General features: G+C 42.5%; 29 protein-coding genes and 1 riboswitch. Of the genes, 9 read left to right on the top strand and 20 right to left on the bottom strand.

Annotated features, from left to right (window positions below; all coding sequences use genetic code 11):
• Positions 1-35: 35 nt before the first annotated feature.
• The 12 genes from Q3W56_RS15135 to Q3W56_RS15080 all read right to left on the bottom strand — a co-directional run bounded on the left by Q3W56_RS15135 (position 36) and on the right by Q3W56_RS15080 (position 6867).
• Positions 36-743, bottom strand: a complete 708-nt coding sequence (locus Q3W56_RS15135; RefSeq protein WP_302896066.1) for a hypothetical protein — start codon at positions 741-743, stop codon at positions 36-38.
• Positions 744-782: 39 nt separating this feature from the next.
• Positions 783-1436: a hypothetical protein gene (locus Q3W56_RS15130; protein WP_268398313.1), complete on the bottom strand. Its 654-nt coding sequence runs from the start codon at positions 1434-1436 to the stop codon at positions 783-785.
• A 10-nt stretch (positions 1437-1446) separates the two neighbouring features.
• Positions 1447-1929, bottom strand: a complete 483-nt coding sequence (locus Q3W56_RS15125) for a hypothetical protein (protein WP_302896065.1) — start codon at positions 1927-1929, stop codon at positions 1447-1449.
• Complete coding sequence (locus Q3W56_RS15120; protein ID WP_302896064.1) at positions 1926-2294, bottom strand: hypothetical protein; 369 nt, start codon at positions 2292-2294, stop codon at positions 1926-1928. Before Q3W56_RS15120 ends, Q3W56_RS15125 begins: the two co-directional genes overlap by 4 nt.
• The gene (locus Q3W56_RS15115) at positions 2273-2473 is read right to left on the bottom strand and encodes a hypothetical protein (protein ID WP_268398317.1); all 201 of its coding nucleotides are present in this window, start codon (positions 2471-2473) and stop codon (positions 2273-2275) included. Before Q3W56_RS15115 ends, Q3W56_RS15120 begins: the two co-directional genes overlap by 22 nt.
• A gap of 102 nt (positions 2474-2575) precedes the next feature.
• On the bottom strand, positions 2576-2986 hold the full coding sequence (locus Q3W56_RS15110; protein ID WP_302896063.1) for a hypothetical protein: 411 nt from the start codon (positions 2984-2986) through the stop codon (positions 2576-2578).
• Entirely contained in the window at positions 2983-3213 is a 231-nt protein-coding gene (locus Q3W56_RS15105) for a helix-turn-helix domain-containing protein (protein ID WP_085185694.1), read from the bottom strand. The genes Q3W56_RS15110 and Q3W56_RS15105 overlap by 4 nt, the downstream gene beginning before the upstream one ends.
• Positions 3214-3277: 64 nt before the next feature.
• Entirely contained in the window at positions 3278-4090 is an 813-nt protein-coding gene (locus Q3W56_RS15100) for a hypothetical protein (RefSeq protein WP_272516000.1), read from the bottom strand.
• Between the two features lie 251 nt (positions 4091-4341).
• Positions 4342-4830: a hypothetical protein gene (locus tag Q3W56_RS15095; RefSeq protein ID WP_010333808.1), complete on the bottom strand. Its 489-nt coding sequence runs from the start codon at positions 4828-4830 to the stop codon at positions 4342-4344.
• Positions 4831-5789: 959 nt separating this feature from the next.
• The gene (locus Q3W56_RS15090) at positions 5790-6332 is read right to left on the bottom strand and encodes a hypothetical protein (RefSeq protein WP_302896062.1); all 543 of its coding nucleotides are present in this window, start codon (positions 6330-6332) and stop codon (positions 5790-5792) included.
• Entirely contained in the window at positions 6329-6670 is a 342-nt protein-coding gene (locus Q3W56_RS15085) for a hypothetical protein (RefSeq protein ID WP_302896061.1), read from the bottom strand. Before Q3W56_RS15085 ends, Q3W56_RS15090 begins: the two co-directional genes overlap by 4 nt.
• On the bottom strand, positions 6667-6867 hold the full coding sequence (locus Q3W56_RS15080) for a hypothetical protein (RefSeq protein WP_302896060.1): 201 nt from the start codon (positions 6865-6867) through the stop codon (positions 6667-6669). The genes Q3W56_RS15085 and Q3W56_RS15080 overlap by 4 nt, the downstream gene beginning before the upstream one ends.
• 283 nt (positions 6868-7150) lie before the next feature.
• On the opposite strand from Q3W56_RS15080, the gene Q3W56_RS15075 reads away from it, so the two are divergent.
• Entirely contained in the window at positions 7151-7393 is a 243-nt protein-coding gene (locus Q3W56_RS15075) for a helix-turn-helix domain-containing protein (RefSeq protein WP_268398331.1), read from the top strand.
• 1 nt (position 7394) lies between these two features.
• The gene (locus Q3W56_RS15070) at positions 7395-7583 is read left to right on the top strand and encodes a hypothetical protein (protein WP_268398333.1); all 189 of its coding nucleotides are present in this window, start codon (positions 7395-7397) and stop codon (positions 7581-7583) included.
• 21 nt (positions 7584-7604) lie between these two features.
• Here the strand turns inward: Q3W56_RS15070 and Q3W56_RS15065 are convergent, their stop codons facing one another.
• On the bottom strand, positions 7605-7946 hold the full coding sequence (locus Q3W56_RS15065) for a DUF1433 domain-containing protein (protein ID WP_302896059.1): 342 nt from the start codon (positions 7944-7946) through the stop codon (positions 7605-7607).
• 51 nt (positions 7947-7997) lie between these two features.
• On the opposite strand from Q3W56_RS15065, the gene Q3W56_RS15060 reads away from it, so the two are divergent.
• From Q3W56_RS15060 to Q3W56_RS15045, 4 genes are all read left to right on the top strand, one after another.
• Positions 7998-9422: a lipase gene (locus tag Q3W56_RS15060; RefSeq protein ID WP_302896058.1), complete on the top strand. Its 1425-nt coding sequence runs from the start codon at positions 7998-8000 to the stop codon at positions 9420-9422.
• A gap of 13 nt (positions 9423-9435) precedes the next feature.
• Entirely contained in the window at positions 9436-9747 is a 312-nt protein-coding gene (locus tag Q3W56_RS15055; RefSeq protein ID WP_268398338.1) for a hypothetical protein, read from the top strand.
• A 70-nt stretch (positions 9748-9817) separates the two neighbouring features.
• On the top strand, positions 9818-10030 hold the full coding sequence (locus Q3W56_RS15050) for a helix-turn-helix domain-containing protein (protein WP_302896057.1): 213 nt from the start codon (positions 9818-9820) through the stop codon (positions 10028-10030).
• Positions 10031-10200: 170 nt separating this feature from the next.
• Positions 10201-10422 carry a helix-turn-helix domain-containing protein gene (locus tag Q3W56_RS15045; protein WP_302896056.1) on the top strand — a complete coding sequence of 74 codons (222 nt, stop codon included), beginning with the start codon at positions 10201-10203 and terminating at the stop codon, positions 10420-10422.
• Positions 10423-11006: 584 nt separating this feature from the next.
• Here the strand turns inward: Q3W56_RS15045 and Q3W56_RS15040 are convergent.
• From Q3W56_RS15040 to Q3W56_RS15010, 7 genes are all read right to left on the bottom strand, one after another.
• On the bottom strand, positions 11007-11543 hold the full coding sequence (locus Q3W56_RS15040) for a tyrosine-type recombinase/integrase (RefSeq protein WP_302896055.1): 537 nt from the start codon (positions 11541-11543) through the stop codon (positions 11007-11009).
• A gap of 45 nt (positions 11544-11588) precedes the next feature.
• Positions 11589-12569 carry a tyrosine-type recombinase/integrase gene (locus Q3W56_RS15035; RefSeq protein WP_302896054.1) on the bottom strand — a complete coding sequence of 327 codons (981 nt, stop codon included), beginning with the start codon at positions 12567-12569 and terminating at the stop codon, positions 11589-11591.
• A 416-nt stretch (positions 12570-12985) separates the two neighbouring features.
• Complete coding sequence (queF, locus tag Q3W56_RS15030; protein ID WP_003218613.1) at positions 12986-13483, bottom strand: preQ(1) synthase; 498 nt, start codon at positions 13481-13483, stop codon at positions 12986-12988.
• A 17-nt stretch (positions 13484-13500) separates the two neighbouring features.
• Entirely contained in the window at positions 13501-14232 is a 732-nt protein-coding gene (gene queE / locus Q3W56_RS15025; protein ID WP_019714198.1) for a 7-carboxy-7-deazaguanine synthase QueE, read from the bottom strand.
• Positions 14225-14674, bottom strand: coding sequence for a 6-carboxytetrahydropterin synthase QueD (queD, locus tag Q3W56_RS15020; protein WP_302896053.1), 450 nt, complete (start codon positions 14672-14674; stop codon positions 14225-14227). The genes queE and queD overlap by 8 nt, the downstream gene beginning before the upstream one ends.
• Entirely contained in the window at positions 14667-15326 is a 660-nt protein-coding gene (gene queC / locus Q3W56_RS15015; RefSeq protein WP_302896052.1) for a 7-cyano-7-deazaguanine synthase QueC, read from the bottom strand. Before queC ends, queD begins: the two co-directional genes overlap by 8 nt.
• Before the next feature lie 128 nt (positions 15327-15454).
• Positions 15455-15499, bottom strand: a riboswitch (PreQ1 riboswitch).
• Between the two features lie 138 nt (positions 15500-15637).
• A complete protein-coding gene (locus tag Q3W56_RS15010) occupies positions 15638-16681 on the bottom strand; it encodes a YkvI family membrane protein (protein WP_019714197.1) in 1044 nt (347 codons plus the stop codon).
• Between the two features lie 366 nt (positions 16682-17047).
• Between Q3W56_RS15010 and clpE the strand changes: the two genes are divergently transcribed.
• The 3 genes from clpE (at position 17048) to motB (ending at position 21052) form a co-directional block, all read left to right on the top strand.
• The gene (gene clpE, locus Q3W56_RS15005) at positions 17048-19147 is read left to right on the top strand and encodes an ATP-dependent protease ATP-binding subunit ClpE (RefSeq protein WP_302896051.1); all 2100 of its coding nucleotides are present in this window, start codon (positions 17048-17050) and stop codon (positions 19145-19147) included.
• Between the two features lie 335 nt (positions 19148-19482).
• Positions 19483-20295: a flagellar motor stator protein MotA gene (motA, locus tag Q3W56_RS15000; protein ID WP_268400556.1), complete on the top strand. Its 813-nt coding sequence runs from the start codon at positions 19483-19485 to the stop codon at positions 20293-20295.
• On the top strand, positions 20267-21052 hold the full coding sequence (gene motB / locus Q3W56_RS14995; RefSeq protein WP_302896050.1) for a flagellar motor protein MotB: 786 nt from the start codon (positions 20267-20269) through the stop codon (positions 21050-21052). The genes motA and motB overlap by 29 nt, the downstream gene beginning before the upstream one ends.
• Positions 21053-21063: the final 11 nt, after the last annotated feature.

The following is a 21063-nucleotide window of genomic DNA, read 5'->3' as shown; positions in this document are numbered from 1 at the left end:
TTGCGGACACCCTGCTTCATTCGAACTCTATTAAATTACTCTTGACCGGAATACGACTCAGGATTACGAAGGTAGTCCGCCATCTGAGGGCCGAACGTTTTAGTCGCTACATTGTAATACTGGTCATATTTCGGAATAAGTGGCTGTTCTTTTTTACTCAAGGCGGACTCCTTAATCAGTTGAGCTTGTTTTTGTTCCTCGGTAGACGCCATATTTGTCAGCTTCGTATTTATATGGCCGAGTTTTAGTTGGCTCGATACGTCTTTATTAACAAAAGAGGCGGCCAGTGCCGGGAATTCTGCCATCATTTTTCGAGCAAAATACGGGTTATCAATCGTGTTGATTAAAGATTCTAGCTTACTCAATCCTGATTTTGTATTCGTCGCAAGTATAGTATCCGCTCTAAGCGCAGTAAGACGTCGCTCAAATTCAGCTTCTACTGCTGCGGACGGTTTTTCTACCTCAGCGAGAAGGATTTCATCCGCAAATACGACCACGCTATCGGAAGTCTTATCGAATTCCTTTTTAGCACTTTGAAGTTGCCCCAATAATTGGTTTGAATATTGATCGCGAACCTTATCTAGCTGCTGTTTTTGGCCAACATGTGTAAGGGTAACGTCTTGAAGTATCTCCGTTTCGCGTTTCTCAAATTCCTGTTTAGCTTTCATAACCGAACCTTTGACTGATTCGCGAATTTGCTCCATTTGCGTGTAACTCTGGTTCATCTCTTCAAACTTATTCATTATAAAATCCCTTCATTGTTTCTTTGCCGATTTTACGCCTTATTCAGCGGGGAGTTCCCCTCTGGTCCATGCTCGGCGTATTTCAGGTTCGATAATTCCGTATGGATTTGTTCCGCTAGGTCTATATGTGAAAATCGGTTCATTAACGTAAATGCTCGGCCTATATTTTTCGAAAAGCCCATTTTGAGTGGCGAATTGTGTCTCACCTATCTGTCTGGCCATATCAAAATAGGTCTGCCGGCATTGTAAATCAATTAAATCGTGATAACTTGCCGCGGCCTTTAAGTATTCCATCTTGGCTTTACGGACTCGATCGAGTGCCGACTGCTCGTGCTTTTCCTTGTGTTCAGTTACCTCAGCCGATAAAGTCCGAAGTATGTCCTCTTTCGCAGCCTGTATTTTTCGATCATGCACTTGTTTAACGGATCTTTTCCTTTCGCTCCCACCCGAAACTTCCAGCCGTAGCGACTCGACCGTCTCTCTCGCCTTACGCTCTTTCGTTCTCTTTGCAGGAGATGGATCAAGCGCTAACTCCATTACGGCCACTTCCAAAGCTTCCTCAGCTTTTTTAAGCTCTTCCGCTAACTTTTCATCATGCTCCTGCAACTTCTCATTAGTTCTCTTTTTTTGATTTTCTAGCTCTTCCAGGTGCGATATTTTCCCTTTTAATTCTTCCGAGTATTCGAATTTCATCCTAATCCCCCTATGAAATAATATTTTTAGCATGAATAAGGTAGTTTTTTAGCAGTAATAGCCGGCCCTTTAATGAACGACATCCGTCCAGCATTTCCATCGCTTCATCAATCGCGCTTACTTCTTCCGGACATGCCTCCATATCTGTAAAGACAGTAGAAGCGAATTCATGAGACTGGAACCGCCCCATAAGCCGCGCAGAAGTCTGGTAGAGTGAAGGATATTTCGGAACCGCAACTTCGACCATTTCAAACGCCAAGTCGATAAGTGGTTGATCGAAAACGATTTTCAAGTCGACCACCCCCGCCAACTCTGACGCAGCCCTTAGACTACGCTGAAGAGCAATGTGATCGGTACGGCTGCCATCGTTTTTGTGCTTGCCCGCAGTAACAAACAGGCCGGACGTCTTTATGCCTTGGTAATTGGTAACGAGATAGGCATAAACGACCCGCTTTTCATCGCTCACTTTCGTTATATAAAGCGTATGTTTCATCTTTCATCCCCCTCGGCAGTGAGAAGTCCGACCTTGTACTCATTTACCGGTATTCGATCAACCCCCTGTACAACAAACGCATTTTTCGCACCATAATGATAGGCGACATCGGTGGCCGCATTGAAAAGCGCACGTCGGATTTCGAGCTCAGTCGCTTTAGGGTTGTGCCGGACAGTAGACAGCGCGATAATGCCGCCGTCACGGCCAGTCACCATATATATGCCTCTTTCTACGTCAAGCTCGATAAGCGCAACGTCGCCCGGTAGTAAGCCCGTAAAACTGCCGCCTTTTGTTTCGCGGATGTACGAGCTCCCTGATTCTCCGTAACTACCCCAAAATTCGGTCATTTTAGATACGCAGTACATACGTCTTCCTCCCTCTGATACTCGATATTCGGTACTTCGCCGGCTTTCCGGCAGTAAAAAAGCGCCTGTGACACGAGTAAGTCTCGGTGACAGCCGCTAATCTTTCGCAATATTTCACCTGTTTCCGCGTCAACCGTGAGCACTTCGTCAGGTTTTACGTAGACCAAGACGTTAGTCAAAGATGTACCTCCTTTAGATACAAAAATCGAATTCTAATAGTAATATAGCCGGATGTCGTTTTTTGCATTTATAAAGCCCGTCATATCAACGTTTACAGACGTTTAAATCGTCATTCTTTTTCTTTGTCTATCTCGATAATCTTGATTCCTTCGCCGACTGTTTTCCTTTTCATTTTCAACCGCACATCCGGCGCAGTATAGTTGCCGGTTACTTTTGCGCTCGAATCGATGGCCGCAACGGTTGCATTTTCCCGCCCTGTTCGACTTACTTTGTAACGGGTGATTGGCTGGTAAATATTCGAGGTACTCCCGCATTAAAGCCGGATCTGCAGGCAGAACGTTTCGCATAAAGTACGGACAAACATTTCCCGGCATTGAATCCGTTTTGATTTCAACTGTACACAGACCGCAACGCTGAAGATCACAGGCACCGCTGCTTTTGTAGTTGGCGCATTGATTTCGGGCTAGGCGGCCGAGTTTAGTTCGCATCGTGTTGATCTTTCGCTGGCTCATTTAATAACCTCCGTCTGCGCGTAAAATTCAAGCAGGCTAATCACTTTAGCAGGGTTAAGATCCAATTTATCTGCTAATCTTGTAGAGACTTTTGGAGTAATTTTTCGCTTTCCCTTTTCGATCATGCAAATAAAAGCCTCGGAAACACCTGTCAAATCCGCTACATCCTTTTGTGACAGCCTATAAATTCGGCGAATTTTCAAAACCTGATCACCGGTCAATTCCATGTTTTCGATCCCCCTTTGTTAAATTTCCTTAACTAAGTGCCGAAAAAAAGGCATAAAAAAAGCATTAGCCAGAATGGCTAATGCAAGATTGAAAGAGATACCACGCGCCAGTATCCCTCTCACTATATTCGTGATTTTTCCCGTTTGTATGATAGATTTTAAGGCCCGATGCAATATTCACTGTAAAGATACCCGGACTCTCACCGTCTTTGAATTTTTCATACTCTGACTTCTCTTCCCCGTCGCTCTCAACCTGACCAAATTTTATATCGCCCGACTGCTTGGCTTTTGTATCTCTGCGGGGAGAATATGGACGATTTCCGTCCGACTCTCGCTTCCCGTATAATTCTATTTGATCGTCAAAAACAAGGCGGATTTTGTCCTTTTGACCGGCATTTTCTTCACGATTAGGAAGATATCCGTCGCGCTTGGGAGCCAAGTACGTGCCAGTCTTTTTAAACCGTTTATCCGCGTCTCTTTGCTCCTGTCCGCAAGCGTCGCTGCAATATTTCTTTTTTCCAAGGCGCCGAAAAACATTGTTACAATTCCAGCAAGCACACACTCGATAGCCTTCCGGAACTTCGGAGGGCATGGACGGTATATACTTTCGCTCTTCCTGCTCCCATTCTTCCCGGGTCCGTTCTTTTATTTGAAGCCGCTCAATATTTTCATGGACTTTGACAAACAGGTCGCTAATAAGATTCATTAACTTCGGCTCCGATTGTAGCGGACTTTTTCCGGAAGCCTGTACGTATGCCGATAGCGCAGCATCCACCTCGCAATTCAGGCGTGCGGCATCCATAAATTCGGAGTTGACCTCGGTTTTCCATCTATTTATTTTTTGTTTGAGCTCTTCCTTTGGTTGGTATGTTTTCATTTTTATTTCCTCCTTTCTTGTTTAAAACAAAGCAATCGTTCGCTTGCGCTCACTCTTGCAGATATTCTTTATCGCGATAGAAGTTATTTAATTAATAAGTATCTGCGCGAAAGTGTTTTAATTGAGCGCTATTATTTGTTGGTATTTTTAACGTTGGTATGTTTAACGTTGGTATGTTTACTCGGGTATCTAATGACCCTTTGCAAGCCCACCTCTAATGCCCGAACCCAAACGGTCATCTAGTTCCTGTATCACTTATAAACAGAAAGATCGGGCAGTATTTTTCCACCATCTTCCGAAACTATATAGCCGTCATCACTGATCCTCGGACAAAAAGAAACAAAGTACCATTTATACCGACTTGTCCCGACCCAAACGTCTCTCGCTTCGAGTAACAACCCGTTAGTTAGCAAAATATCAACGAGCGGCTTAATTCGTTTCTCTGCAATTCCTAAGTCATATACAATTTTGTGTTTTGCTGGAAAGCTAGCCCCAAAGCGTTCACTTTTTTCGCCACTCTCTAACGTATGCTTGCCATCGACATATGAAAGTAGATAAAAGTACAAAGCGATAATGTCTCTAATTTGTGGCTTTCGCTGCTTCCGTTTATAAATTTGATCAAACTCACCAATAATACGCGGAAACACCTTGCGCATAAGGTCGAGGTTATACATTTCATAGTTTGTTTGTTCTAATAATTCAGTCTTATCATTAGGCAAATACTTTTTAAATTGCTCCATTTACTTATCCTCCTCACACACAATATTTTGTGTGTTTTTATTTCTCGCTTATATAACGGGTAGGTAGTAGCCAGTATTGCGACATCTTGCACAAAACAATATGCAAGTAAGGTGAAAACCGCGCAGTTCACTAAATAATACCCGTGACTTTTTCAAACCGCACAATTAAGGGAAAATTTCTTCCATCATCATTAACTGCGAGGCTAGATACCAGATTGGCACAACATTTTCGTAAATAACTGCAAATTCACTTTTATAAACGGACACTCTATAAACCTTTTCGTTCTCACATATATAATGGGTAGGCTACCGTGAATTTTGCGACATTTGATTCAATACTTTTTCTCCTGACATTTTTAAACTCCGTATTAACTTCCGTTTTAGCAAAACCTTTTCATTAATAACTGCGTATTAACTTTCCAAAACGGACACTTTCCGGTGAAACCTTTTGCCTCCTTCCCTTAAAACCCCATCGATATATTCGATTTTGCGACATACCAAGTAAAACTTTTTTACAACCGATAATATGTACGCCCAATTAATGCCGCACAAATTTCTTGCGTCATTAATAACTGCGTATTAACTTCCGGATTGGCACATCTTTTACGCTAATTTTTCGTCCTTCATAAGTAAAACCCCATCGCTGTGCTCGAATTTGCATCATCGGTTTAAAAACTTTTCTTCCGTCACTTATAGATGCGTATATACTTCGGGAAAAGGACAAAAAAATTAAGCCGGTTTGTTACCGGCTTTAACTTCGGAACCTCCATCAATTAACTTTTCCGGAACGTCATGTATAGTACCCGACTGCCCCTCGATCTTATAACTCCGTTCTTCGCACTGCCGGCCGATTATCTTACCGGTCAAAGCTTCCGCCGAAAGCCAAGTCAGTCCGTCTGTTTTAACGCCCCAATATCGCACAGTTTCGCCTATTTTATACACGGTTTTCACCTCAATTCTCAAATGTAAGGTACAAGTGCGCGTTCTAACTCGCTTCTCTCTTTTCGCAATTCAGATCGTTCGATATGCAGCCGCTTGTTCTCAGCGCAAAGATTCGCCAAGCGTTTATTTAGTTTCGCCTTCTCCTCAAGTTTCGCCTCGATCATTGCAAGCCGCACTTTAGCGATCTCGTAACTATTTTCGTGAAAAGCAAGTTCAGCTTCGCACCATTTGCGGTGGGTCTCGTCTCTTTTCGCGATCAGAGTCTTTTTAGTCGACTCCTTAAGCGATTGGCAAACCTCTTCCGATAAGTTGTGCGGTGACTGTATCGCGTAATCAATGGGGAAAACGTCTAATACGGTGCCATTCTCGGCAATAACAAGGCGCACTCTTTCGTTATAGTTGTCGTAAACGGCTTGGCTTCCGCTTGTTGATTCGAGTGACCAAACGAACGCGGCGCCTTGAGCATATTTAGGCAATACGTTCTGTGCTTGCGTTTTTGTAAGACCGAGACGAGCTGTCGCATTTTTTACTGCTGTGCGAGAAACGTTATATTTATTCATCGTGAATCCTCCCTTTCTAGTGAAAAACCAATCTGAATGAAATCCATAAATGACATATTTGCAAGTTCAGGAAAATCGATTTTGGAAAAATCTCCGCCTAGCTTCGACGTTCCTACCATGATAAAGCGCGGATGGTTATCTTCGTAGATATGAAAAACGTTATTCTTTTTCTCCAGACGCTCAACTTCGTAAAATGCGAGTTCATCGTCTCCCATATATTTCCCGATGATGTCGGGACTCATTAACCAGGCGTCAGATACCTCGTGCATCGGCAGCCCCGTATCAAATGCGACTCCGTGCCAGTGAAGTTTCACCTTCGGGCTATATTTTTCTGTCATGCTGACCGCACCTCCTCACCGAATAATTCTTGCGCTGCTTTAGGCTTGATTTCTGCGCAACCAGCAAATGCTTTTCGGGATACTTGAGGCAAGAGCGTAAAGAATTCCTTTGGCGAAAGATTTACAAATTGCGCGTCTGAGCCTGCCGGATAAATATTCCACCAACCAACAACAGTTTTTCTATAGTAAACGTTCATTTCCAATTACCTCCTTTAATTTCTCATCAAGACGCAACACTGCAATAAGAAGCAAATCATGTGAAATGTATCTTAGGGTTAGTAGACTGCAAAATTTTTGCTTCTGATCTGATTGTCGATTTCTTCACCTAATTTTACTTCTGAAGTGTTACTTGTTGAGTTAATAATATTACTACAGGAGTAAAACGTCAAGAGGTTTTCTTGCGTTTTTTAAAAAACATTTTACTGCTGCCGTTTTACTTGTATAATATGGTTAAAATGAAATTAAGGAGGATTAGAGAAAATGCCTTTTGAATTTAAGTTGAACGATATACTGGACGAGCTAGAAATTACTAAAAACAAACTAGCTGTTGAGGCAAAAGTGCGACCGGCAACTATCGGGGATCTTTGCGAGGGGAAAACCAAACGGATAGAACTCGAAACAATTGAGAAAATCTTATATGTATTAAATAATTTCTCACCAACTAAGACATACACCATTGACGACATTATTCTTTACAACTTGGATATTGAGGATAAATCATAAAATGTTATTTGAAGGAGAAAAACAAGAATGGCTACTCTTTAAGGAAAGGGATCTATCGGTTAGAGTTTTTAAAGCCAATAATACATACGAAGCATATGCGACAATAGCAGATAAAGGTACACATGTAGCTCGCGGTTTAGAAAAATGGTCCACGATATCCGAAGCAATTGAAGGGATAATACAAAAATAAAGACGCCACGCTGGCGTCTTTTTAATAATCGCAATCTTTATCTCTACATTCTTCCTTTCTCACAGCATCTATAGTGTGTCCCATAATCTTGTCATTTGCCTTATCATAAATACCGTCAAATTTATTCGATGTATCATCGTTGTAATACCCAAAAACTTCTATTCCACCCATTGGATCTATTTCGTACTTATCTTTAAATGTAACGTTATGTATTCCTTCATAATTTGCTTTGATAAATTTCTCCATTCGTTCTTGAGCAATCTTCACCTCTTTTGTTAGTTCATTTTTATCATTAATATTCTTCATTATAAAACCTCCAACTGCTATAATAATTATTATCAGGATAAAAATGTATTTTTTCATAGAATCACCCCTTTCAATAATTCATTTTACATTATATGTGAGGAGTTTTATATGGCTAAGAACATCAAAGTACCTGAAGTATCTGATGAGACTTATTACATACTTAGTCGGTACGCATACAAATATAATAAACTAAAAGAAAGCCTAAAAAACAATCAACCTATTATAGCTGATAAAAATATCCCTTGGTATGTTGAGAAATTAAAAACCGACGAAGATACCGGATTGGATGCAGTTGTACTATCGCAAGGAGAAAAAACAAAAGATGGTAAATGGGTTAAATCCAAAAATCCAGAAAATGTTGTCGTATCTTTTGCAGGCACTGATCTCGCAAAAAACCCGATCAATGATGGCGTAAAAGCCGACGGCGGCAACATAGTTTTTGGAAGCGACCCCAAAAAAGAAGCTCATTATATCGTTAAAAAGGACGCAAAAGACACGTCTAAAACACTTGGAAAATACAACGGAACACCTTCTCAAGACGCGATGCTTACAACCGGAGACTATAAACTCATTACGAAAACATCGCAAATCGACCAAGCAGACCAGCTCGTTAAAGAAGTGAAAAGAAAGTATAACGGAACATCGACGATTGTTTCAACAACTGGTCATTCGCTTGGAGGTGCAGAAGCAGAGTATAGTGCGGTAAATAATGATATTTATGCGGTCGCGTTTAACAGCCCTTCTGTCGTCAAACTACATACTGATAACATGCAAAAAGAAATAAACGATGGCTTGTACGACCCTTACGTGAGGTCTATCATCAACCCAGATGATATGGTCGGAGCCGGTTACTGGAACGAGTATGATCGCCACAACGGGACCACAATTTACACAAAGAATCCAGCACTATCGCAATTCAGTCGCGAACAGAGACTTAGCGGGCGATGGGGTGATCAAATCGCTAAGAACCTCGCCTACTTTATAGGCACAGTTATTGTTCGCAATCCAGATACACACGGTCTAAATGAGGCAAACTTTATATTTGATGAGAACGGAAATATCACGAACGTAAACGGCGATGAGCTTGTCTACGATAAAAACCTAAACGCAATGCTACCGGCTGGCGCGATCGGCGGCGGGGGTGCCATTAAAGTCACTCCCAAAAGTGCGAAAAAACTTGCCGAAAAAGTTGACGCGATGGTCGAGGATCTGAGAATGATGAAAAAAGAAGCGCAAAATGCTTATCAAGAGCACGATGAGAAAGTTGCTGAACTAAAGACGGAATTTTTCGGTCAAGTTGGCCATGGCTTTTATGATCAGCTAAATGCGCATGATGTAACCAATACGTTAGAGGATATAGCCCAGTCTTACGATAAAGGACCGATATTTTTCGACACACAGGCTGAACAATCATACATAGATTCGCTACAGGCAGCAATTACAGATCTTGAGGAAATAGGCGGTTTCTTAAATAAAATCGCCGACGATTTTGAGGAAAAAGATCAAATGCTTGCCAATTGGCTAAGATTATAGGAGTGACACCGCAATGCCAACGTTAGACAACCTTTTAGAACATAAAGATGATCCAATGCGAAAACAGCTGCAGCGTCAAATGCTGAAAGCAGGGATGACGCAAGTGGCAAATACTAAGCTAGCTACGGTTCGTAAAAACCTAAAACCAAAGTTCGAGATGAATTCGCTGCAAGAAGAATTAAACGACGTATATTCAGCCCTTTTATACAGCTTCGAGGGAAAAGCGCAAAAAGCACTTGCTCAGCGTATCAGTGAAAGTGCCCAGCTGATCGTGAACGCGGAGAACGACGGAGAAACTTTTGTTACTAGCTTTAAAACGAGATAAAAAGCCATTTTAATTATCGATGATAACCAGCAGTTTATTATAGACAAGTTCAGTCTCAGAGGTGATCGAAATGAAATTAAAAGCTACACCACGCCTACACGCCGTTATGAAGGACAAAGGGTGGACACAAGTGAGGCTCGCTGAAGCATCGGGCGTTCCTCAAGGTTCGATTTCGCGATTCGATAAGAACACTCGCCACGAAGATTGGCACGTTTTCTCGATTGCGAAGGCGCTTAGCGTGGAAGTCGATGAGTTGTTCGAAATAGAAGAAGACGCTGAATAAATCGGCGTCTTTTTTTTTTGCTTCCGTATAGTAAAGAGAATTTTTGAAATGCTCGTTTAAAACGTGCCTGGCGCCCAGGCTTTTCGAAGCGTTTGGAGGGTCGCTCGTGAGACGGCGAAGGCTGACATTCCGCATAGTTTTTCCGTTATAATTAACACGAGGTGATCGAAATGAAACTTACGGTAAAACCTCGTCTTGGCGCGGTTCTTTCGCAGCTAAACTGGTCGCAGTCCGAATTATCGCGCAGATCCGGCGTCCCGCAGTCGTCGATATCTCGGTTTGATAATTCCGAAAGACACTACGACTGGCATGTCGCAGCCATAATGAAAGCAACCGGAGCCAAATACGAAGAATTATTCGAAGTAAAAGAAACGGAAGAGGACGCTGAATAAATCGGCGTCTTTTTTTGTCTTGAATTCCGTTCAACCACCCGAGTTCAAAATTTTGCGCGCATGTTCCGAACAGTAGATGAGGCGGCCTTGGCGGGGCACTTGGGGAGTCGGCGGCTTTTTATTTATTTTCCATTTAAATACGATTGTATAATTCATTCATGTTTATGAATAACGAATTTAACAGAATGAAGTTGAGTTAAATTCAATAACAATCATAAACGTTGATATAACAGCGTTAGTAGGCGATTACCCCGCGTAACAAATCGTATGTATTTTATACAACGTTGAAGCCGCGCCACACCAACACCCCACCGACTGCCATATGCCGCATACCATGTATAAGATAATGCATATTGGTAATACGTCGGTGTTACACGCATCTATCAGTTGGACGCAATGTGTCCCGATAATGATACGCTCACATATTGCTGGAGTCGTTGATATGACGCGGTTTAACTCAATACTCTCTTATGTAATAACGCTATAACCTAGTGCCCCCATGCCCGTATTACAGGCGTAACAGTACGCAACCCCCTGAGTTTCGGGCGGCCATCCGCGGTAGACGCGGCTCGTTGGTGCAGACCCTATACCTCGATAGCCTCATACGCAGCCTCGATCTCCTCCGCAGTTATGCCGATATACCTTAACGTCTGCGCCTCCGAACTATGGCCGAATATCTTCATAATCCGTGTAATGTCGATTTCCTTTGCGTGTAACTGATAGCCGAATGTTTTACGCAACGTATGCGTTCCAATCGCAATATTCAGACCTGCACGATCCGCGGCAGCCTTTAGAATATTATACGCCTGGACGCGACTAATCGGTTTGTTTACGCCTTTACGCGACTGGAAGATATACGCATCATCAGGGCCGGTCAGTTTAACGGTCGCAAGCTGGACCGTTTTCGATAGCTTTATCGGCCGCATCTTGCCCGTCTTCCCCTCTCGAACCTTTAGGTGCGCCTGACCGCGCAGATCACCAATCTTCAACGTTAACAAGTCAGAGATGCGTAGGCCTAAAGAAACGCCTAGTATAAACATCATCTGATCGCGTCCATGAAGGGCGTTCTTCATTTTATTTATGTCTCGTTTCGTTTTAATTGTGTCTACAGCGTTTGCCATTATATACACCTCGTTATTTAAAGTTTGAGATATACTGAAAATCGACTATAAATATTCCCGAAGGTTTTCAGCTACTTCATTTTTATCCAAATACAAATACTGTGTTGTTACGGAAAGATCGCTATGGCCGAGCGCTTTTGATATATCTGTTAATCTAGCGCCTTTATCAAGTAATGATTTGGCGAAACCTCTTCGCAGTGCATGCGGATTAATATTTTTCAATTCATACTCACGAGCGTACTTATTTAAACGCTTCTGTATGTTATTGTTTGATGGCCCCGTTACGATTGGTCCGCCCTGTTTCGTAATAAAAACGTAGTTATTATCTTTATGGTATTGACTTCGGATGGCTTTGTTTTGCTTCATCAAAACGTCTAACATACGTGTAAGAATATCATCGAATGGTAGCAATATAGATTCGCGATTCTTTAGAATGTCGCCGTTCAATCTTAGTAATTTATCCGAGAGATCAATGTGTTTTTCTTCGAGATTTGCCAGGGTACTTACGCGAATTCCCGTTTTATACATAAGAAGAACTGCCGTAGCATCGCGCAATTGGACGAAATCTCTTAAGTCTAATACAGATAGTAGTATTTTAATATCCTGCTCCGTCGCTCCTTCTTTCACTTGTTTATCAACCTTTATATTAATATTCTTCCAAAACTTCGTTTCAAACCATCCATTGTCATAACAGCGCGTCAAAAAAGCCTTTAGACACTTTAGACGTATTAGTCTTGTTTGTGAGCTGACATTCATTTTTTCAAGCCATAAATAAATTGATTCGGTAGTTATTTCATCTAAATATGTAAGGCCCTCTGATTCGAAGAAGTTAATTACGTAAAGACGATAGTCACTTATGGTTCGCTTCCTATTCCCCGCAACCTCCATTTGCCTTAGTACAGTAACTAGAGCTTTTTCGATCGTTGTTCGGTCCCTATTAGAATTAGTTGAACTTAATTTATGTATTAAATTAGATAACTCAGTTAAATCCTCTTTGACCATGAAAATGTCCTTCTTTTTTGTCATTTTAAATACTCCTTCCATCAAAAAGGATATAGAGTTAACAAACCATTTTCAACAAAATAACGAAAATTGCATTGATTTAACCAAATGAAAATTACTATTTATACCTAAAACACGAACATAAAACAGTAAATTAATACTAATTTTAACGAAACACGAACGAAACTATTCACTAACAATGCGACAAACTAACGCACGAAGACGCTACCGAGACGTTAACGAATCGAATCGCGCAAAAAAAAATCCCCGTCAAAAAGACAGGGATCGTGGTCACACTTTTGTATATTTTCGGTCACGGTGTGGTCACAAGAGGGCCGCCAAATTGTGACCGGGTCACATTTCCGCCTAAAATTGACGCTAAATGTTCGGATTTTACTGTGACCTCATTACGAGGCACACTCCGTATCACTTCGAAAAAATTAGCGATTATCAATCGTCTCCGGATACAAGTCATGGTTCATCATACGGTATTCAGCCATTTTCTCATACTTCGTGCCCGGTTTTCCGTAGTTTGTGTACGGGTCAATGGAAATTCCGCCTCTTGGCGTAAATTTGCCCCATACTTCAATGTAGCGCGGGTCCATTAATTCGATCAAGTCATTCATGATGATGTTCATGCAGTCTTCGTGGAAGTCACCATGGTTTCTGAAACTGAACAGGTACAGTTTTAATGATTTGCTTTCAACCATTTTTTCATCAGGGATGTAGCTGATGTAGATTGTTGCAAAGTCAGGCTGTCCTGTCTTCGGGCATAAAGATGTAAATTCAGGGCAGTTGAATTTTACAAAGTAATCACGGTTTACATGCTTATTCGGGAAGGATTCCAGCACGTCCGGCGCATATTCAAACAAATAATTTGTTCCTTGGTTGCCAAGCAGTGTGACACCTTCTAATTCTGATTCTTTTCTAGTCGTCATATTTATCTTCCTTTCTATTATACTCCGCGTTTGTTGCCCCATAACAGGGTGTGCAGCTGCGGAAGCACTCTGACCAGATTCAGCTCCGCGTCTACAGCTACCTTATCAACAAGCGCTTCATATTTTCCAAGCAAATGTGCAATCAGTGACTGATCGTCTGTTGTATGCACATCATCATTACCGACTTGTAAATAAAACGGGATTTCCGGGTAACGTTTGTGCACCGTTTTAGCAAACTCCAAATCTTCATCACTAAAAATGACTACCTTCAAGCTGACAGCATGCTGTCTATTATTCTCTTTAAGCGAAGTCAAAATGTGATCAAGCTTATTAAAGTTCGTCACCATTTTTGAGCTTGGCGGTTTTGGAGAAATTGTCAAATCATCAATCAGCGTAAACCAATCCTGATAAACAGTCCCCTGGGTTTCAAGAGCTGCACGGATATTGTTTTCCTTCAGCAGATCTATAAAAGCATCCAGCTGTTTTAACAGGGCCGGGTTGCCGCCTGAGATCGTCACGTGTGAAAACGCGTCTCCCCCAATGTCCTTAAGCTCGGCAAAAATCTCCTCAGCCGTCATCCAGCGAATATCTTTTTTAGCAGACCCGTCCCAAGTAAAGGCGGAGTCACACCAGCTGCAGGAATAGTCACAGCCTGCTGTACGGACGAACATCGTTTTCTGTCCGATCACCATGCCTTCCCCTTGAATCGTCGGGCCGAAAATTTCTAACACAGGAATTCCTTTAGCCATTCGAACCACCCTTTTTCGGACGGTAAACACAATAACTTGTCGGTGTTTCACGGACAAACACCTGTACACAGCTTGGCTTATTCTCCAATGTGTCTAAGTAAGCCTGCACCTTGTCATAAATCGTTTTCGCCACGACTTCAGTTGTCGGCAGTGAATACCGGTCGTCCTTAGAAAATTCTTCATGATCATTTAAAAGCGTATGATCATAGTTTCCGTGCACCAGTTTTTTGAGTACGCTGAAATTGACAAGGAAGCCGGAGTCGTCAAGTTCGTCGCCGGCAACGGTAATATTTACGGTATACGTATGCCCGTGAACCATGCTGCACGCGCCAGCACTTTCCCGAGGGATAAAATGAGCAGCTGAGATGTGCATGTCCTTATTCAATTCAAATGAATAAGGATGCTGGGCCTGCGGATAAATTTGAGATAACAATTTACGCACGCTCTCCTTTCATCGCCATATATTCTTCATACCCTTTTGAACGAAGGTGGCATGCCGGACATTCGCCGCAGCCGTCTGCGATAATGCCGTTATAACATGTCAGTGTATTGTTTTTTACAAAATCAAGCGCGCCAAGCTCATCTGCAAGCTTCCACGTTTCTGCCTTATTGAGCCACATGAGAGGCGTATGGATCACGAACGGTTTCTCCATCGCCAAGTTTACTGTTACATTACAAGATTTCACGAATTCATCGCGGCAATCAGGGTAACCGCTGAAGTCTGTCTCGCAAACTCCTGTAATAATGTGGCGCGCGCCAATTTGGTATGCCAGAATAGACGCAAAAGATAAGAATACCAAATTGCGGCCCGGAACGAATGTGGATGGCAATTCGCCGTCTTTCACTTCTATATCAATTTCATTTCTTGTCAGAGCATTCGGTGCAAGCTGATTTAAAAGTGACATATCGAGCAAATGGTTTTTCACACCAAGCTTTTCTGCAATGGATTTTGCCACTTCAATTTCCTGCGAATGACGCTGATTGTAATGAAAAGTCACCGTTTCGACTTCTTCGAATTCCTTTAGAGCCCACAGTAAGCACGTGGTGCTGTCTTGACCGCCGCTAAACACGACAATTGCTTTTTCTTTTTTCATGATTCCTCTCCTTCTCCGCAATAAAAACTTTCGGCGAGAGACATCGCTACAGCTGATTCACACAAAAAAACACCTTTTCGGAAGGTGCTCTAGAAAAACATAAAAAAGGCCGTATCCAAGGATACAGCTCGTCCTTAGTTTTTTATAGAGGGTGTAGCTAGAACCTCTCCCGCATATCGAACGGATTTTCTTCAATTTTTCACTTCTGCTATCTTACCATACTGTTGTTTTTCTTGACAATAAAAAAGTCAGCCCCTAGCTTTCCGTTCAAGCATCGTTCTGCAATGACGGCTCGCTTCATTATATGTATGTTACAAACTGCGCCGCCGGGGAGACCTTTTGCAAATCAGGGCGCCTATGAAGGCCAAACTCACATAGCCAAACAAGGGATAAATCGTTGAAATCAGCTTGCCGTATCCAATTTGGCTCGTGATATAAGCCGTAATCATAATGGCTGCAAAGATATATTTGCTTTTCATGGGCAGAAAGCTCTGCACTTGTTTTTCCAACCCATATAGATTGCCGATAACTGATGTGAACACTTCACCGAAGATAATGAGCAAATAAATCAAATGGACAGATCGCGCAAAGAGATAAACCACTTGAGCCATCGGTATATCATATAAAAATACATCCGGGAGTGTCGACAAAGACAGAAAACTCGCGGACAGCACAATCGTCAGCATGGTGCCTCCGATTAAAGCGCCTTTTTTTATCACTTTTTCCGATGGCATTTCATTCGCCAGCGGAACCAATACAGCCTGGGCAAGCGATAAATTCAAAGCGCCGTAAGAAACCGCTGACAACAGCCAGTCCCAGCGATGCGGCCAGACCCACTGTGCTGCGTTCCGCGACTCACTGAAAATAAAAGAGTCGGCCACCACAATCATAGAAAAGATAATCAAAAGAGGAACAACAAACACATTGACGCCGAAAATGCCTTTTACCCCTTTAGTCATCACAATTAAGCTCAATCCGATTGTAATCAGCATCCCAATCTGAGCAGACATCCCCAGTTGCTCCTCAAAAAGCGCCCCTGCCCCAGAAAGCATAACAGATGTGACACCGAGGAGAACAAATAGCATAAACACATTGATAATCCGCCCAGCTGTCGCCCCGAACAAGAATATATTCATTTCTTGATATGACTTAGCATTGATTCGCTTTGAAATGATCATCAGCTTGGCCCCCAAAAACGTAAACATCCCGCCGCTGATGATAATACCGAATAAACCGAACCAGCCGAACTTCAGAAAAAATTCAACAATTTCCCTGCCAGTCGCAAATCCAGCTCCGACTACTGTGCCGACATACACAAAAGCAAGCTGACTTGCAGACCCTTTTGATTGTTCCATTTCTCCCCTCCGAACGAACCGCAGTTTTGTCCATATATACCTTTTTATAACCTATGAGACAAGTTCATTGAAAAGACGAAGAAAACATGTTTTACTGGGTAAACAAATCAAAAATTTTTTATGCAAAAGACTTGAAAGTCAAAGATGGTCAGAGTATACTATGAATCAAAGTTGGTCAAACGAACCGGCCTTTTTTAAAAACCGATTGGTCAAAGTTGGTCAAATAATCAGATTGCTTTGAGCATATGGTTTTGACAGCCGGTAAGTTTGCCGTATACTATTAGTCAAAGAAGGTCAAACCCAAACGACCTTTTTATTCACATCCATTGGTCAAAGAAGATCAAACTTTTAAGGAGGTTTTGGCAAATGCGTTGTCAACATTGTCATCAGAACGAGGCGACGATTCGCCTTAACATGCAAATAAATTCCGTTCATAAACATATGGTTTTATGTGAAACCTGTTATAACGAACTGACTCGTAAACCTTCAATGAGCATGAGTCCTCAATCTTTCGGTTTTCCGTTTGAACATGCATTCCAGCCGAAAGAACATAGCGCAGCAAAACAAAGCGAGAAAAAAGGATTGCTTGATGAGCTGGCTCAAAATATTACAAACGGTGCAAAAGCAGGTCTCATTGACCCCGTCATCGGCCGTGATGAAGAAGTGGCGCGCGTGATCGAAATTCTGAACCGCCGCAACAAAAACAATCCAGTTCTGATTGGTGAGCCGGGTGTAGGGAAAACTGCCATCGCCGAAGGGCTTGCGTTAAAAATTGCTGAAGGTGATGTTCCAAACAAACTGAAAAACAAAGAGCTTTACTTGCTTGATGTTGCATCCCTTGTTGCAAACACAGGGATCAGAGGCCAATTTGAAGAGAGGATGAAACAGCTGATCACAGAGCTGAAAGAACGAAAAAATGTCATTCTGTTCATTGATGAAATTCATCTTCTCGTTGGTGCAGGCTCTGCAGAAGGATCAATGGACGCAGGCAACATTCTTAAACCTGCGCTTGCCAGAGGCGAACTGCAAGTCATCGGTGCGACAACACTGAAAGAATACCGTCAAATTGAAAAAGATGCTGCACTGGAAAGACGTTTTCAGCCTGTCATGGTGCAGGAGCCTTCAATCGAACAGGCCATCCTCATTCTGCAAGGGATCAAAGACAAATATGAAGCATACCATGGCGTGACATTCAGTGATGAAGCAATTAATGCTTGTGTGACTTTATCATCCCGTTACATTCAAGACAGACACCTGCCGGATAAAGCGATTGACTTATTAGATGAAGCAGGTTCTAAAGCCAATCTGTTAATTGATGAGCTGAATGATGAAGATGCGGCTGAACGCTTAACTGCGATTGAAGCCGAAAAAACAAAAGCCCTGGAAGAAGAAAATTACGAACTGGCGGCAAAACTCCGTGATGAAGAAATTACATTAGAGAAAAAGCTGAACAGCTCTTCTGCTCATTCCGCTGTCACTGTGGAAGCTGAGCACATTCAGGATATCATTGAACAAAAAACAGGCATCCCTGTCGGCAAACTGCAGGCAGATGAACAAACTAAAATGAAAGAACTTGAAGCAAAACTTCGTGAACGCGTGATCGGACAAGAAGCCGCTGTCCAAAAAGTGGCAAAAGCGGTAAGACGAAGCCGCGCAGGATTAAAATCCAAAAACAGACCAGTCGGCTCCTTCCTCTTTGTCGGTCCTACCGGTGTAGGGAAAACAGAGCTTTCTAAAACACTGGCAGATGAATTATTCGGCACGAAAGATGCTATTATCCGCCTCGATATGAGCGAATACATGGAGAAACACGCCGTATCTAAAATTATCGGTTCACCGCCTGGATATGTCGGCCATGAGGAAGCTGGGCAATTAACAGAAAAAGTGCGCCGCAATCCATACAGCATCGTGTTGCTGGATGAGATTGAGAAAGCACACCCTGACGTTCAGCATATGTTCCTGCAAATTATGGAGGACGGCCGTCTGACAGACAGCCAAGGCAGAACCGTAAGCTTTAAAGACACTGTGATTATCATGACAAGCAACGCAGGTGCTGGTGAGAAACAAACAAAAGTCGGTTTCCAATCAGATGACAGTGTAATTGAACAACAAACATTGATTGATTCACTGAGCCTGTTCTTTAAACCTGAGTTCCTCAACCGTTTTGACAGCATTATTGAGTTCCGCTCACTGGAAAAAGAACATTTGGTCAAAATCGTCAGCCTGCTGCTTGTAGAACTTGAAGACACATTGTCAGAACGCGGCATCAGCTTGAGTGTGACAGACGAAGCGAAAGAAATAATCGCTGATCTGGGCTACCACCCTTCATTCGGCGCACGTCCGCTCAGAAGAACCATCCAAGAATGGATTGAGGATAAAATGACCGATCTGCTGCTTGACAATAACGAGATCACAAGTTTTCACGTCACTGCAGAAGATCACACAATCAAAGTGCAAGCGAAATAACTACCAGCGGTTTCCTATTTAGGAAACCGCTTTTTTGCGTATTCATACTCTGGAATGAGAAAATACCGTTCCTTCCCCCGAAGCGTTACTTCCCTTCATCCTTTACACTTTTCTTAAGGAGGGATGGGACATGTTTATATACAGTGAATATTTATTCCTATTATTATATGAAAACCGTCTGAAGGCAATTTCGAAAGGCCCGTTTTGTTTATTCCTCCCTTCTATGCCTCTTCCTTGAATATTTCATGAACAAATTCACAATCTCCCTAAAGTTCCGGGCACCAAAACCGATATTAACCATAGACAAGCTAGTAAAAAAGGATTTGGTGAAAACTATGGATAAAACTTCGTTAATCGGTATTATTCTTGCTTTTGTGGCATTGAGCGTGGGGATGGTTCTGAAAGGCGTCAGTTTCAGCGCGCTTGCAAACCCAGCCGCCATTTTAATTATTATCGCCGGGACAATCTCAGCAGTCGTTATTGCGTTTCCAACCAAGGAAATTAAAAAAGTGCCTGCGCTGTTCCGAGTGTTATTTAAAGAAAACAAACAGCTGACGATAGAGGAGCTCATTCCTATGTTCTCTGACTGGGCCCAGCTTGCACGCCGCGAAGGCCTGCTTGCTTTAGAAGCAAGCATTGAGGATGTAGATGACGCTTTCCTGAAAAACGGGCTCAGCATGGCTGTTGACGGTCAAAGTGCGGAATTTATCAGAGATATCATGACAGAGGAAGTCGAAGCGATGGAGGACAGGCACCAAGCCGGAGCCGCTATTTTTACACAGGCGGGAACGTACGCGCCGACACTTGGAGTACTAGGCGCTGTAATCGGACTGATTGCCGCCCTCTCTCATATGGATAACACAGATGAGCTTGGACACGCTATCAGTGCAGCCTTTGTCGCCACCCTTCTCGGTATTTTTACGGGATATGTATTATGGCATCCTTTCGCAAATAAATTAAAACGCAAATCAAAACAAGAAGTAAAACTGCGTGAAGTCATGATTGAAGGTGTTTTATCCGTTTTAGAAGGACAGGCACCAAAAGTCATCGAACAAAAGCTTTTAATGTATCTTCCTGCGAAGGACCGCTTGAAATTTGCAGAACAAGGAGAGGCGCAAAATGGCGAGAAAAAAGAAGAAGAAGCATGAGGACGAACACGTTGATGAATCATGGCTCGTCCCTTACGCCGATATCCTTACTCTTCTCCTTGCATTATTTATTGTGCTGTACGCGAGCAGTTCGATTGATGCAGCTAAGTTTCAGATGCTTTCAAAATCATTTAATGAAGTCTTTACTGGCGGCACCGGCGTAATGGACTACTCCAGTGTCACCCCTCCAGAAAACGAGTCAGACGGAATTGATGAAGTTGAAAAGGATAAAGAAGAGAAAGAGAAAAACAAGAAAGAAAAAGAAAAAGCCGCTGATCAAAGAGAACTTGAAAATGTGAAGAGCCAGGTGGAAAAGTTCATCAAAGATAAAAAGCTGGAACATCAGCTGGAAACGAAGATGACTAGTGAAGGTCTTCTGATTACGATTAAAGACAGTATCTTCTTTGATTCTGGAAAAGCGGCCATACGTAAGGAAGATGTTCCGCTTGCAAAAGAGATTTCAAATCTTCTTGTGATTAATCCGCCAAGAAATATCATTATAAGCGGACATACTGATAATATGCCAATTAAAAATTCTGAATTCCAATCAAACTGGCATTTGAGCGTTATGAGAGCGGTAAACTTTATGGGGCTTCTCATTGAAAACCCTAAGCTCGATGCAAGAGTATTCAGTGCCAAGGGGTACGGTGAGTATAAACCGGTTGCTTCCAACAAAACAGCGGAAGGCCGAAGCAAAAACCGGCGTGTTGAAGTTCTCATCTTGCCGAGAGGCGCAGCGGAAACAAATGAAAAATAGTAAAAAAGGAA

Origin of the sequence: Bacillus sp. C28GYM-DRY-1, assembly GCF_030519405.1 — a bacterium.
Lineage (GTDB): Bacteria > Bacillota > Bacilli > Bacillales > Bacillaceae > Bacillus > Bacillus spizizenii_A.
This window is presented reverse-complemented; position numbering and strand designations above follow the sequence as displayed.